Source organism: Dongshaea marina (assembly GCF_003072645.1).
In the GTDB taxonomy this organism is placed as follows: Bacteria; Pseudomonadota; Gammaproteobacteria; order Enterobacterales; family Aeromonadaceae; genus Dongshaea; species Dongshaea marina.
The window spans coordinates 432,297-446,562 of record NZ_CP028897.1 but is presented as its reverse complement, the minus strand read 5'-3'; the positions used below and the strand labels follow the sequence as shown (position 1 = coordinate 446,562).

Here is a 14,266-nt window from a genome sequence, read left to right as displayed (position 1 = left end):
CTTCACAGCCGATCTCTGTCAATTGCCAGGGCTTCGTTGTACCATGCCTGCATCTGGGATTCCCCCACTCGTTTACCACCCTTCAATGGAAATAGAATAATGACACAACAGGAGATTGAAAGCGTTGTCATCGCAGCCCTGACAGAGGATCTGGGAGGCAATCTTGATCCCGCTTCAGATATCACAGCCCAGCTGATCCCGGCAGATCAGCTAAGTCATGCCCGGGTCATCACCCGTGAAAGCGGCGTGTTTTGTGGTAAAGCCTGGGCCGATACCGTCTTTGCCAAGCTAGATCCCAGCCTCAAGATCATGTGGCATGTGGAAGATGGTGATAAGGTTGACGCAAATCAGACCCTGTTTGAGCTTAAGGGTAACTCGAGAATTTTGCTGACCGGTGAGCGGACCGCTCTCAACTTTATCCAGACCCTCAGTGGCGTCGCCTCCGCAGTTGCCGAATACATCGAACAGCTCGAAGGCACTCGCTGCAAACTGCTCGATACCCGTAAGACGATTCCGGGGCTGCGTCATGCCCTTAAATATGCGGTCAGCTGTGGCGGTGGCAGTAATCACAGGATCGGCCTGTATGATGCCTACCTCATCAAAGAGAACCATATCATGGCCTGTGGTGGTATTGCTGAGGCGATCAAACAAGCCAGGGCACTCAACCCGGGCAAAAAAGTCGAAGTGGAAACCGAGAGTATGGATGAGCTGAAACAGGCTCTGGAAGCCGGCGCCGACATCATCATGCTGGATAACTTCACCACCCAGATGATGCGCGAAGCGGTCGAGCTCACCCAGGGCCGTGCCAAGCTTGAAGTTTCAGGTAATGTGACCATAGAAACTTTGCGAGAGTTTGCTCTGACCGGGGTCGATTTCATCTCGGTCGGCGCCCTGACCAAGCACCTGCGCGCTCTGGATCTCTCAATGCGGTTTGTCTAGTGTAGATAAGCGTTATTATCTATACCACTTATCTAACCTCAGATCTGCATAAGCGCTTCCTTTTCAAGCCGAGACATTCGGATGCTCGGCTTCTTTTCCTGGAAGGTATATGCAATGAGGCCAGCAAGGAGATTCACCATAAAGCTGACGCAGCTACGATGCCGTGAGTGTTCTATCTGAGAGATGTTCTTCAGCTGATCAAAGACGGTTTCAATGATGAAGCGTTTGCGAAGCATCAGCTTATCCCATAGCCGCATCAACTTTGGTTTCATATTCTTCCTGATGCTGGTAATTAATGTGACCCCTTGGTCTGCCAGCTCTTCTGCAAGTGGTCCTGAAATATAGCCTTTATCTCCATAGAGTGAACCCCAGAGCTGCTCGCACATTTCAGGAAGAGGAGTTCTGTCATCAACATTGGCTGGGGTTAATTTGACCGAGATAACACCACCTTGATCATTGATAATAAGGTGCAATTTAAATCCATAAAACCACCCCATGGTTCCTTTGCCACGCTTGGCAGCACCTTGAAATACTTGATGTCGAGGGATGCGAAGGTTATGGCAAACCTGAAGTTTTGTTGAGTCGACGAATGCAATCCCAGTAGGTTTTGCTTGTCTGTGGGTGAGATAGGAGCACAAAGGGACAAGGGTCGTTTGCATCAATTTCAACATCCGGGTGTAACTCACCAGGCCGGGGAACTCGCTTTTCCAGTACTTACATACGAACTGAAGATAATAGGATTTAAAGTCTCGGAATCCCAAGCGATGGAATGCGATGACGATGGTCATCACTTCACTGACAGCCAGGCGAGAGGGTCTGTTCCGCTGCTTCACACCTAAGGAGATCTGCTGTTTTTGCCAAGCGGGTAGAAAGACCTGACAGAAATCATCGACATCAACGAAAATAGCTTCTAAATTGATCATGCCCAAGCTCCTTGGCGATTGATGGTTCTGGACAAACGATCAGATCGCAGCTTGGGCTTTTAGTTCCCCTCTTATGCGCAGCTCAGGTTATCTAAGTGCTTTCGTTTGCACCACAACTGCAAACATTGTCGGGGGTGTCCGACTGCACCCTACTTTTGGATCGTCAAAAGTAGGCAAAACCTTACTTCGCGCGATGAGTCCCTCCATCGAGCTACGTAGCTCGCCATCCGTGGCTCGAGTTTTTTATCGTACAAGTGGATCGTAATGGTATTTAAGTGAACCAGCACTAGTGCAGCGATGGCCGGGAAGCCTCTTTCCGGCCTCTGCCCTCCGGAGTGAACCCCGAGCTTAAAGAGTCAAACAACCCCAAGTTCTCCCTCAAAACTGAGCTAAATCAGCTAAGCCCTCCGTAATGCAACTCAATTGAGCCCTTTTTTTGAGTGTTTTCTGCACTCTTTTCTATACTTAGACAGACAACAAGAAATGCATCTACGCTTTTGGGTAGATGCGAGGAGAGATGTAACAGAGGATCGACACAGATAATTGAATTGGTTCGAAAGAGAATTCACACGGACAGGGTGTCTTTCGGGTCATTAATCGAGCAACCTAGGGCTCAAACCAGTAAGGAAGCATGCTATGAGAAAGCAATTTGGTTTTACCTTGATCGAACTGATGATCGTGGTCGCGATCGTCGCCATCCTGGCCGCTATTGCGCTGCCGGCCTATCAGACCTATACCAAGCGCGCCAAGTTCTCTGAGGTCATCTCCGCCTCAGGACCGGCCAAAACTGCGGTTGAGGTTTGTGTACAGGGTAGTGCCGACTCTGTCAGTGCCGCACTGATGACTACCTGTGCTACCGCCGCCGATAACGCTGTATCTAATGCCTTTGATACCAGCAAAGTTGCAAGTGTCGATGCCGCCGCCAGTGGCTCCACCGGTGTCAATATCACAGCCACCGCATCAACCGGTATTGACTCTGATCAGTCCACCTACATCATCCAGGGAACCACCAACACCACCACTCGTCAGGTCACCTGGGTCATTACAGGAAGCTGTAAAACAAACGGACTATGCTAGCGCCTATGAACGCAAGCACTTCGAGCGGCCTGGCGATCAGCCTGGCCGCTTCTTCTCTCATCACAGAGGATAATGCCAAGCGCTACTGCCTGGAGGCTAAGCATCAGCATAAGCCCCTGGTTTCCTACCTGGTCGATAGCGAGATTATCGAAAGCGAGCAGCTGGCCCAGTTCTGCGAGCAGGAGTATGGGATCCCACTGCTGGATCTCGAGGCCTTTAACTTAGATGAGATCCCTCAGAAATTTATCAACGAGAAATTGATTGAGAAATACCATGCATTGCCGATCTACACCCAGGGCCATACCCTGTATATCGCAATGTCCGATCCCACCAATGTCACCGCCCTCGAGGATTTTGGATTTAGCTTTGGCCTGCACACAGAAGCGCTGCTGGTCGATGAGCTCAAGCTGCAAAAAGCCATATCCAAAGTGCTTGAGAGCGACATGGACTCCCTGGACATGGACGATCTAGACAATGACGAGATCGATGGCATGGAGGTCGCCGACGAAGAGAGCCGCCTCGATGAGGTCTCGGCTCCCGACGATGATGACGCGCCGATCGTCCGTTACATCAACAAGCTGTTGATGGATGCAATTCGCAAGGACGCCTCGGATCTGCACTTTGAGCCCTATGAGCACAAGTACCGGATCCGTTTTCGTATCGATGGGATTTTGCATGAGGTGGCCAATCCGCCGATCAACCTGGCCAATCGCTTCTCGGCCCGCCTCAAGGTCATGTCCCGCCTGGATATCGCCGAGCGCCGCCTGCCCCAGGATGGCCGAATCAAGCTCAAGCTGTCGCGCAACAAGGCGATCGATCTGCGGGTCAACACACTGCCCACCCTATGGGGTGAAAAGGTGGTGCTGCGTATCCTCGATTCCTCCGCCGCCAAGCTGAATATCGATATCCTGGGTTTTGATGAAAACCAGAAAAAGCTCTATACCGAGTGCCTGGCCAAGCCCCAGGGGATGATCCTGGTCACAGGCCCCACCGGAAGCGGTAAGACGGTATCTTTGTACACCGGACTGAATATTCTTAACACAGCCGAACGCAACATCTCCACCGCTGAGGATCCGGTGGAGATCAACTTGCCCGGGATCAACCAGGTGCATATCCATCCCAAGGCAGGACTGACCTTTGCCAGCGCCCTGCGCGCCTTTTTGCGCCAGGATCCCGATATCGTGATGGTGGGAGAGATCCGGGACCTGGAAACCGCCGAGATCGCGATCAAAGCGGCGCAAACCGGTCACCTGGTGCTCTCGACCCTACACACCAATTCAGCTGCAGAGACTCTGACCCGGATGCTCAATATGGGAGTCCCGGCTTACAACATCGCCTCATCGGTCACCCTCATCATGGCTCAGCGCCTGGCTCGACGCCTGTGCGATCACTGCAAAGAGCCCGAAGAGGTCCCCGAAGTACAGCTACTGGAGCTGGGTTTTTCCGAGGAGCAAGTGAAAAAAGGCTTTACGGTTTATAAGCCCAAGGGGTGCCCCGAGTGCTCCGGAGGCTACAAAGGACGAGTCGGCCTCTATGAGATGTTGGTGATGTCGGAAAATATTGCCAAACTTATCATGGAGGGGGCCAACTCCCTGGATATCGCTGAGCTTGGGATCAAAGAGGGGATGCAGTCCCTGCATATGTCAGGTCTGGTCAAGGTCACCCAGGGAGTCACCAGCCTGGCCGAAGTCAACCGGGTCACCAGCCGATAACGACAAGGATGTAACCAATGGCAACCGCAGCACCGGCTCGAAAAGCCAAGATTCAAAAAAAGATCTACCCCTTCAGCTGGAAAGGGGTCAATCGTAAGGGACATAAGGTTTCCGGAGAGCTTCAGTCTGACTCGATCGCCAGCGTCAAACAGGAGCTGAAAAAACAGGGTGTCACGGCTACCCGGGTCACCAAGAAATCCCAATCCCTGTTTGCCAAATATGGTGACAAAGTCACCCCGATGGATATTGCGGTGATCTCCCGCCAGATCACCACCATGCTTACCGCCGGAGTTCCATTGGTACAGACCCTGCAGCTGATCGCCGGCAGCCACGAAAAAGCCTCAGCTCGCCAGCTGATCGGCCAGATTGCCGCCGATGTCGAAACCGGAACCCCCCTCTCGGAGGCGCTGCGCAAATTCCCGCGCCAGTTTGACGACCTCTACTGTGATCTGGTGGAAGCAGGAGAGCAATCAGGGGCTCTGGAAACCATTTATGATCGCGTCGCAACCTACAAAGAGAAAGCCGAGATCCTTAAATCCAAGATCAAAAAAGCCCTCTTCTATCCGGTGACCGTTATCATTGTCGCCATCGGCGTTACCTCTATTTTGCTGCTGTTCGTGATCCCCCAGTTTGAGGAGATCTTTCAAAGCTTTGGCGCCGAGCTTCCGGCCTTTACCAAGATGGTGATCGCCATGTCCCGCTTCATGCAGGACTACTGGTACCTGCTGTTTGGTGGGGTGATCATCATAGTCGTGATCTATGTCCAGTCGCACCGCCATTCCCAGAGAGTGAGAAATCGCACCGATATCGTGCTGTTGGGGCTACCCATCGTCGGTATAATTCTGCACAAGGCGGCGATGGCTCGCTTTGCCCGAACCCTTTCCACCACCTTTGCCGCCGGTATCCCCCTGGTGGATGCCCTGGTCTCTTCTGCCAGCGCCTCGGGTAACTATGTGTATCGCTCCGCCATCATGTCGGTTCGAACCGAGGTGATCGCAGGAATGCAGATGAATGTGGCGATGCGCACCTGTAACCTGTTTCCGGACATGCTGATCCAGATGGTGATGATAGGTGAGGAGTCCGGTGCAATTGATGAGATGCTGGATAAGATCGCCAACATCTATGAGCAGGAGGTCGATGATGCCATCGATGGCCTGACCAGCCTGATTGAGCCTCTGATCATGGTGGTCCTCGGGACCCTGGTGGGCGGTATGGTGGTAGCTATGTACCTGCCTATCTTCCAGATGGGTAGCGTGGTTGGTTAACCAAAACTCCCGGACTCACAGCGGCCGGTGCCCTGGCTTTAAGCCCCGGGGCCCGGCCGCTTTGCTATATACCCGAACTCGCTTCTTGAGGCGGTTTGCGTATATCCTATCCTTTTACTCAGGTTGAATGCTCATGGATACTCTGCTCGCCCTTTACCAGCTCTACCCCTGGCTCTACTTTCTGTTGCTGGCGATCTTTAGCCTGTTGATCGGCAGCTTTCTCAATGTGGTGATCGCCCGCCTGCCGGTGATGATGGAGCGCCAATGGCAGCAAGAGTACCGGGAGTATTTCACCCCGGATGACGCAGAGCCATCTTCAGAGCCAGCCTCCCCCGCATTTAACCTGATTGTCCCCCGCTCCTGTTGCCCTCACTGCAAGGCTCAAATTGAAGGCAGAGATAATGTTCCTCTGCTTAGTTACCTGTGGCTCAGGGGGCGCTGCCGCCACTGCCGGGAGAAAATTTCGGCGCGTTATCCCCTGGTCGAAGCCCTGTGTGGCCTGGGCTCAGTTATCATCGGCTGCTACTTTCCACCGGGCTGGCCACTGCTTGGTGCCCTGCTGCTCTACTGGACCCTGATCCCCCTGGTATTCATCGATCTCGATCACATGCTGCTGCCGGATCAGCTGACCCTGCCCCTGCTGTGGCTGGGGCTGGTTTTTAACCTGTTCGGTCAGTTTTGCTCGCTACAAGACGCCCTAATTGGCGCCATGGCCGGGTACCTGTCACTCTGGTGTATCTACTGGGGCTTTAAGCTGCTGACCGGAAAAGAGGGTATGGGCTATGGGGACTTTAAACTGCTGGCAGCCCTCGGGGCCTGGCTGGGCTGGCAACAACTGCCTCTGATTATTTTCCTGTCGGCTATCGTTGGCCTGCTGTTCGGTCTCTTGCTGCGCCTGAAGCCGGTATCGGATGGATCTAAAGCCTTTCCCTTCGGCCCGGCGCTAGCCATTGCGGGCTGGATTGCCCTGCTTTGGGGAGATGCTATGATAAGCGGCTACCTGAATTTTGTGCTGAACTAATCATGTTTATTATTGGCTTAACCGGTGGGATCGGCAGTGGCAAAACCACGGTCGCAAATTTTTTTGCTGAACTTGGGATCCTCTGTATCGATAGCGATCAGATCGCCCGGGAGGTCGTCGAACCCGGAACCCCGGCCCTGGCTGAGATTTCGACCCATTTTGGTCCCGAGGTCCTTGAGGGGGAATCCCTCAATCGCCGGGCACTGCGCCAGAAGATTTTTGATGAACCACAGCAAAAACTCTGGCTGGAACAGCTACTGCATCCGCTGATTCTACAGCGGATGTTAGAGCTGACCGATAAGGCCCTAAGCCCTTACTGTATCTGGGGAGTACCCCTGTTGTTTGAGCAGGGCTGGGAGAAAGAGGTGGACCGAACCCTGGCCATCGACGTCAGTGAGCCGGTTCAGATCGAACGCGCCTGTGCACGTGATGCCAGCAGCGAGTCGCAGATCCGCCAGATCGTCGCCAGCCAGCTCTCCAGAGAGCAGCGCCGTCAGAAAGCGGATGATCTGATCGACAATGACCGGACAACACTGGCACAATTAAAACAGAAGATTATTCAACTGGATCACAATTACAGGGAACTTGCGCAACGTTCGCAAGACAAATAGTGTACTGAGACTTAAAGGAAGTGCTAAATGCCTCTGCATACCTTTGAAAATCCGCTGAATGAGAAGAGCCGTATCTACCTGCGTCTGGAATACCTGTTTGCGCAGCTCTTTGACAACTGCGAGCAGCAGCAGAGCTGGCAACACCTGGCCTTCTTTAAGGCCCTGTTTGAACTTCAGGAGCTCTTAGAGCGGGGAGATCCCCGCATGGAGCTTCTCAAGGATCTCGAAAAACAGAGCCAAAAACTCGCGCTGTGGTCTCAATATCCGGGAATCGACCGCGAGCTGGTCGACCAGCTAGAGACCCGGCTCCATTCGGCGCAGCAGAACCTGCCCCGGATGGCCAGGGCGATCCAGCACCTCAAGGAGGATAAACTCCTTGGAGCGATCCGCCCTCGTTTCAATATTCCGGGGGGTGTTGCAGTTTTGACGTGCCGGCCCTTCACCTGTGGCTTGGTCAGGATAGCGAGCTTCAACAACCGCAAATCAGCCAGTGGGTCGATGGATTACGTCCTCTGAGCGAAGCCATTGAGCTGTTATTATGGTTCTGGCGTGAGTCCGCTCAATATCAGGAGCAGACTGCCCGTAACGGCTTTTTCCAGGATGCGACCGAATCGGCACAGATGATCCGGATCCAGTTCGACAGTGATCACGGCCACTACCCTTCGGTCAGTGGAAATAAGAGCCGCTTTACCATCCGTTTTCTGCCGCTGGCTAATGAAAAAACAACGGATATTCCCTTTGAACTGGCCCGCTGTTAAACGGAGGCACCGTGAGTAAACCAGCCATGACAGTTAACTGCCCCACCTGTGAAACCAAGGTGGTGTGGCAACCCGAGAGTCAATTTCGTCCCTTCTGCTCAGAGCGCTGTCGCCTGATCGATCTGGGGGAGTGGGCGAAAGAGGAACGCACCATCTCGACCCCGATTCAGCACAGTGAGCAAGAGTTGTGGAGTGAATGACGCAGCATTGTGAGCCACAACAGCACCCATAAAAAACCGCAACCGGCACAGCCGATTGCGGTTTTTCTTGTTCCGAAGCCCAAAGCTTCCGGGTTATTTATCCCTGCTGCAGCTTCTCGATAAAGGCCCGATTCGCCTCCGGGAAGTGGCGTATATCCAGCTTGCTTACCGGACACCACAGGGACTCCTGCCCCTCTTTGCCATGGGGCTCCCCGCTGTAGCGGGTTACCAGCCAGGCATCCAGCAGCACCTGCTTATCCGGATAGTCAAACTGCACCTCTAAAAAGGGCTCGACCCGCAGCGGCTTGATGCCGATCTCTTCGGTCAGTTCACGGGCCAGGGCATCATGGAACTCCTCTCCCACTTCCACCTTGCCTCCGGGAAACTCCCACTTATCCCCCTGATGCTTATCAGGGGGACGTCGGCAGATAAACACCTCACCACTGGGATTAAGGATGACGCCAACCGCCACCCAGATCCGATTCGACTCCATCAGCTCAGGCGTCCGTGGCACTGCTTATATTTCTTGCCACTCCCGCAAGGGCAAGGCTCATTACGCCCAACCTTACGCCCCTCACGCACATACTGCTGAACGTGCTCCTCCTCGCCTGCTGGAGCTGCTTCTCCACCCAGAGGGCTATGGGCCTCGGCATGGGTGTAGGAGCGAGGTGCACTCTCGGCGCGGCGGCGCTGCTCTTCGAGAGCATCTACTTCGGACTGTTCCTGAACCTGTACCCGGCTCAGCACACTGACCACTTCCTGTTTAAAGCTATCCAGCATCTGGGTAAAGAGTGCAAAGGATTCACGCTTATACTCCTGCTTCGGATCTTTTTGTGCGTAGCCACGCAGATGGATCCCCTGGCGCAGATGATCCATCGCCGCCAAATGCTCCTTCCACAGACCATCCAGGCTCTGCAGCATCACCGCCTGCTCAAACTGGCGCAGTACCTCTGGCCCCACCTTAGCTTCTTTATCCTTGTAGATGCGTGAGGACTCTTCAGCTATCTTCTCGCGCAGGGTCTCTTCATGCAGGTCATCCTGCTCTTCAAGCCACTTGGCGATCGGCAGCTCGATGGAGAAATCGGCCTTGAGGCGCTGCTCCAGCTCAGGAATATCCCACATCTCTTCCAGAGACTGAGGTGGAATATATTCATCCACCACACCATTGATCACATCTTCACGAATGTGCTCAACGATCTCAGAAACATCTTCACTGCCGAGCAGGTGATTACGCTGCTCATAGATCACCTTACGCTGATCATTGGCAACATCATCGTAGTCCAGCAGGCTCTTACGAATATCAAAGTTACGGCTTTCAACCTTACGCTGGGCATTCTCAACCGCCTTGCTCACCCAGGGGTGCTCAATCGCTTCGCCGCGCTGCATACCAAGCTTACGCATCATTCCAGCCACCCGATCGGAGGCGAAAATCCGCATCAGTGAATCGTTCATCGACAGATAGAACCGGCTCGAACCCGGATCCCCCTGACGACCGGAACGGCCCCGCAACTGGTTATCAATGCGTCGGGATTCATGACGCTCGGTGCCGATAATGTGCAGGCCACCCGCCTGGATCACCTCATCATGGCAACGCTGCCACTCCTCCTTGATCTTATTCACCTGCTGCTCGCTCGGATTATCAAGCTTGGCAAGCTCTGACTGCCAGTTACCACCGAGCACGATATCGGTTCCCCGGCCCGCCATGTTGGTCGCTATGGTCACGGCGCCAGGACGTCCCGCCTGGGCTATGATCTCAGCTTCCTGGGCATGGAACTTAGCGTTCAGAACCTTGTGGCGAACACTCTCCTTCTTCAGGACATTAGAGAGCATCTCGGAGTTCTCGATCGAGATGGTACCCACCAGGATCGGCCGCCCCTCCTGGATCCTGTCCTTGATATCCTGAACGATCGCCTCGTACTTCTCCTCCTCGGTGAGGTACACCAGATCGCCCATATCGTTACGGATCATCGGCTTGTTGGTCGGGATCACCACAGTCTCGAGGTTATAGATAGACTGGAATTCAAAGGCTTCGGTATCGGCGGTTCCCGTCATCCCCGCCAGCTTTTCATAGAGGCGGAAATAGTTCTGGAAGGTGATCGATGCCAGGGTCTGGTTTTCATTCTGGATCTGCACATTCTCTTTGGCTTCCACAGCCTGGTGCAGCCCCTCGGACCAGCGACGTCCCGGCATGGTACGACCGGTATGCTCATCGACGATCACGATCTCGCCATCCTGAACTATGTAATCGACGTTGAGTTCAAACAAGGTGTGGGCGCGCAGCGCCGCATTGATGTGGTGCAGCAGGGCGATGTTAGTGGCCGAAAACAGGGATTCATCATCACCGAGTAGCTTGCGTTCCTTGAGCAGCTCCTCCACAAACAGCTGGCCATTTTCAGTCAGGAAGGCCTGCTTATTTTTCTCATCCACCGTATAGTGGCCATCGCCCTTATACTCTTCAGAATCCTCTTTATCCTGCTTGGTCAGCTTAGGGATAAGCTTATCGATGCTGATATAGAGCTCTGAGTTATCATCGGTGGGGCCGGAGATGATCAGTGGTGTTCTCGCCTCATCGATCAGAACCGAGTCAACCTCATCCACCAGGGCATAGTAGAGTTCACGCTGAACCCGCTGATCGGCGGAGTAGGCCATATTATCGCGCAGATAATCGAAGCCGAATTCATTGTTGGTTCCATAGGTGATATCGGCAGCGTAAGCATCACGCTTCTGATCCGGATCCATTCCGGGCAGGTTACAGCCAACCGTCATCCCCAAAAATTCAAACAGTGGCCGGTTGCCATCGGCATCACGCTTGGCCAGGTAGTCATTCACGGTAACTATATGAACGCCACGTCCGGTCAGGGCGTTCAGATAAGCAGGCAGGGTCGCGGTCAGGGTCTTACCTTCACCGGTTTTCATCTCGGCGATCTGGTTTTGGTTCAGGACCATGCCCCCAACCAACTGTACATCGAAGGGACGCATCTCAAAGATACGCTTAGATGCCTCTCGAACCGTTGCAAAAGCCTCAGGAAGCAGGCTTTCAAGAGTAGCCCCCTCTTTGAGTCGCTGACGAAACTCCTCAGTTTTGGCACTCAGCTGCTCATCGGTCAGAGCCTCATATTCAGGCTCCATAGCGTTGATCCGTTTTACAGCCTTGCGCAGATTCTTGAGAATTCGCTCATTACGGCTGCCAACAATCTTGGTGAGGAAGTTACTTATCATTATTGGCCACTTTTAGGTTCACTGGTTTAATCTCTCATCCTTGCACTTTAGGAGACCCCCCGGTTCGTCGAAGCGATACAGGACAGACCGGCACGCCATTTTAAATCAAGATAAGACCAGGGCAAAATCCTTGTTGGAAAAGAGTGCAAAAACAACTCATCATCCAGGCTCTGCTGACGCCTCAGATCCACTTTAAAATTGGAAACCTCAACAGAGCCAAGCAATTTATGGGGGCTGTCTCCTCAAAAAGCAAGGGGAGATCAGAACTGGGGGGAAATAAAAAAGGCGCCGGGTGGAGAGCGCCGGCGCCTTTTCTCATGTCTGATGTGGAAGATCAGCTTGCAACCACCAGTGAGGTATCACAGAAGGTGATCGGCACCTGCTGTTTTTCATCTTCAAAGCTAACCAGCTCCCAGGCATCTTCTGTTGCCAACAGAGTCTTGAGCAACAGGTTGTTGAGGGCATGCCCGGTCTTGTAAGCCTTGAACTCACCGATGAGATTGTGATTACACATGTAGAGATCGCCGATCGCATCCAGCATCTTGTGCTTCACAAACTCATCGTCATAGCGTAAGCCATCTTCATTCAACACACGATAATCATCCATCACCACCGCATTTTCCAGGCCTCCACCCAGTGCCAGGTTGCGTGAGTGCATATACTCAACATCCCGCAGGAAGCAGAAGGTTCGGGCGCGGCTGATATCGCGAATAAAGGCATTGCTGGAAAAATCGAGCTTCAGATGCTGGTTTTGCTTCTTGAATACCGGATGATCAAAATCCACCAGCAGGTCCATCTTGAAACCATCGTTGTAGGGAAGCAGCTCGGCCCACTTATCCTCTAACTCAACCCGAATCGGCTTGAGTACCCGGATAAACTTCTTGGCAACGGACTGCTCTTCGATCCCCGCAGATTGCAGCAGGTAGATAAACGGATGGGAACTTCCGTCCATTACCGGCAGCTCTGGAGAGTCGACCTCTACGACAAGGTTATCAATCCCTAAGCCAGCAAGGGCTGCAGAGAGATGCTCTATCGTAGAAACCCGTACGCCCTGCTCATTGACCAGAGCAGTGCAAAGCATGGTATCACGCACCAGGCTGGCATCGGCCTTGATTTCCACCACTGGATCCAGATCAACACGTCGATACACGACCCCGGTGTTAACTGGAGCAGGGTAGAAGGTCATGGTGACTTTCTGCCCTGAATGCAGCCCAACTCCGGTGGCCTGCACACTTTTCTTTAGGGTTCTTTGTTTCATCATAAGACGTACCCGCTCAGCACTACTTCAGCCCGACTCGAACAAACGGCCGAAGAGTGTAGCACATTCTATAACCAGCATCAAAACCAAACACAGTTCGATCAATCAGCCTGCTTACGCAAAAATGCCGGAATATCCAGGTAATCAGGCTCGCTTTTCGCGACCGGGTTACTATCGGCATTGACCGCAACCTGAGCACTCTTAGGTGTCAGAGGCTGATCGTTCTCGGTCGCCGGGCGTGCACTACCAGACATGGATGGAACCGATGCGCTCTGAGGAGCCGTAGTTGCAGACTTCACCAATGTGATGTCCGGCTTACGATCGGCGCCGATCCCGGTTGCCACCACGGTCACCCGCAGCTCATTCTCCATATCCGGTTCGATGACGGTACCGACCACCACGGTTGCATTCTCGGAGGCAAACGCTTTCACCGCATTACCGACGGTCTCAAACTCTTCAATGTTGAGATCCATACCCGCAGTGATATTCACCAGGATGCCACGGGCTCCCGCTAGATCCACATCTTCCAGCAGCGGGCTGGAGATCGCCTTCTCGGCAGCCTCTTCCGCTCTGTCTTCACCGCTGGCGATACCGGTGCCCATCATGGCTGTACCCATCTCGCGCATCACGGTACGAACGTCCGCAAAGTCAACGTTAATCAGACCCGGACGAGTGATCAGCTCGGCAATGCCCTGCACCGCTCCCAGCAATACGTTATTGGCCGCCTTAAAGGCATCCAGCAGGCTGATACCACGCCCCAATACCTTGAGGAGCTTATCGTTCGGGATGGTGATCAGCGAGTCGACCGATTTAGCCAGCTCCTCAATTCCCTGCAGGGCAAAGCTCATTCGCTTCTTACCCTCAAAGGAGAAGGGCTTAGTCACCACAGCAACCGTCAGGATCCCCAGCTCCTTGGCAACTTCAGCCACCACGGGAGCCGCACCGGTTCCGGTTCCGCCACCCATACCGGCCGCGATAAACACCATATCGGCCCCATTGAGCAGCTCGGCAATCGCCTCACGATCTTCGATCGCAGCATCGCGACCCACCTCGGGATTGGCACCTGCTCCCAGCCCCTTGGTGATGGTCCCACCGATCTGCAGTGTGGTATTAACCGTCGCACTATTGAGTGCCTGCGCGTCCGTATTGATCGAGATGAAGTCGACACCCTCGATCGATTCACGCACCATATGCTCGACGGCGTTTCCTCCACCACCCCCGACACCAATAACCTTAATGACTGCTTCGTCACTAGAACTGTCCATGAATTCAAACATCTTGTC

Annotated in this window: 12 protein-coding genes and 1 pseudogene; 8 read left to right on the top strand and 5 right to left on the bottom strand. The window is 53.6% G+C overall.

The window, feature by feature from the left end; all coding sequences use genetic code 11:
* The first annotated feature begins 99 nt into the window (after positions 1–99).
* Positions 100–939, top strand: a complete 840-nt coding sequence (nadC, locus tag DB847_RS02320; protein ID WP_108649265.1) for a carboxylating nicotinate-nucleotide diphosphorylase — start codon at positions 100–102, stop codon at positions 937–939.
* A 38-nt stretch (positions 940–977) separates the two neighbouring features.
* On the opposite strand, the gene DB847_RS02315 is transcribed toward nadC, so the two are convergent.
* Positions 978–1,862 (bottom strand): IS982 family transposase, encoded by an 885-nt coding sequence (locus tag DB847_RS02315; RefSeq protein ID WP_108649240.1) that lies wholly within the window; start codon positions 1,860–1,862, stop codon positions 978–980.
* 636 nt (positions 1,863–2,498) lie between these two features.
* Here DB847_RS02315 and DB847_RS02310 point away from each other — a divergent pair.
* From DB847_RS02310 to yacG, 7 genes and pseudogenes are all read left to right on the top strand, one after another.
* Entirely contained in the window at positions 2,499–2,939 is a 441-nt protein-coding gene (locus tag DB847_RS02310; protein ID WP_108649264.1) for a pilin, read from the top strand.
* A gap of 5 nt (positions 2,940–2,944) precedes the next feature.
* Positions 2,945–4,651 (top strand): type IV-A pilus assembly ATPase PilB, encoded by a 1,707-nt coding sequence (gene pilB / locus DB847_RS02305; protein ID WP_108649263.1) that lies wholly within the window; start codon positions 2,945–2,947, stop codon positions 4,649–4,651.
* 17 nt (positions 4,652–4,668) lie between these two features.
* On the top strand, positions 4,669–5,916 hold the full coding sequence (locus DB847_RS02300) for a type II secretion system F family protein (protein ID WP_108649262.1): 1,248 nt from the start codon (positions 4,669–4,671) through the stop codon (positions 5,914–5,916).
* A gap of 133 nt (positions 5,917–6,049) precedes the next feature.
* Complete coding sequence (locus tag DB847_RS02295) at positions 6,050–6,937, top strand: prepilin peptidase (protein ID WP_108649261.1); 888 nt, start codon at positions 6,050–6,052, stop codon at positions 6,935–6,937.
* A gap of 2 nt (positions 6,938–6,939) precedes the next feature.
* Entirely contained in the window at positions 6,940–7,548 is a 609-nt protein-coding gene (coaE, locus tag DB847_RS02290) for a dephospho-CoA kinase (protein ID WP_234418492.1), read from the top strand.
* A 27-nt stretch (positions 7,549–7,575) separates the two neighbouring features.
* A pseudogene (zapD, locus tag DB847_RS02285) lies at positions 7,576–8,306 on the top strand (cell division protein ZapD).
* Positions 8,307–8,317: 11 nt separating this feature from the next.
* Entirely contained in the window at positions 8,318–8,506 is a 189-nt protein-coding gene (gene yacG, locus DB847_RS02280; protein ID WP_407644431.1) for a DNA gyrase inhibitor YacG, read from the top strand.
* A 97-nt stretch (positions 8,507–8,603) separates the two neighbouring features.
* On the opposite strand, the gene mutT is transcribed toward yacG, so the two are convergent.
* From mutT to ftsZ, 4 genes are all read right to left on the bottom strand, one after another.
* Entirely contained in the window at positions 8,604–9,002 is a 399-nt protein-coding gene (gene mutT / locus DB847_RS02275; RefSeq protein WP_108652886.1) for an 8-oxo-dGTP diphosphatase MutT, read from the bottom strand.
* Positions 8,999–11,725 (bottom strand): preprotein translocase subunit SecA, encoded by a 2,727-nt coding sequence (secA, locus tag DB847_RS02270; protein ID WP_108649260.1) that lies wholly within the window; start codon positions 11,723–11,725, stop codon positions 8,999–9,001. Before secA ends, mutT begins: the two co-directional genes overlap by 4 nt.
* Before the next feature lie 334 nt (positions 11,726–12,059).
* On the bottom strand, positions 12,060–12,986 hold the full coding sequence (lpxC, locus tag DB847_RS02265; protein WP_108649259.1) for a UDP-3-O-acyl-N-acetylglucosamine deacetylase: 927 nt from the start codon (positions 12,984–12,986) through the stop codon (positions 12,060–12,062).
* 98 nt (positions 12,987–13,084) lie between these two features.
* On the bottom strand, positions 13,085–14,260 hold the full coding sequence (gene ftsZ / locus DB847_RS02260; protein WP_108649258.1) for a cell division protein FtsZ: 1,176 nt from the start codon (positions 14,258–14,260) through the stop codon (positions 13,085–13,087).
* Between the last annotated feature and the right edge of the window lie 6 nt (positions 14,261–14,266).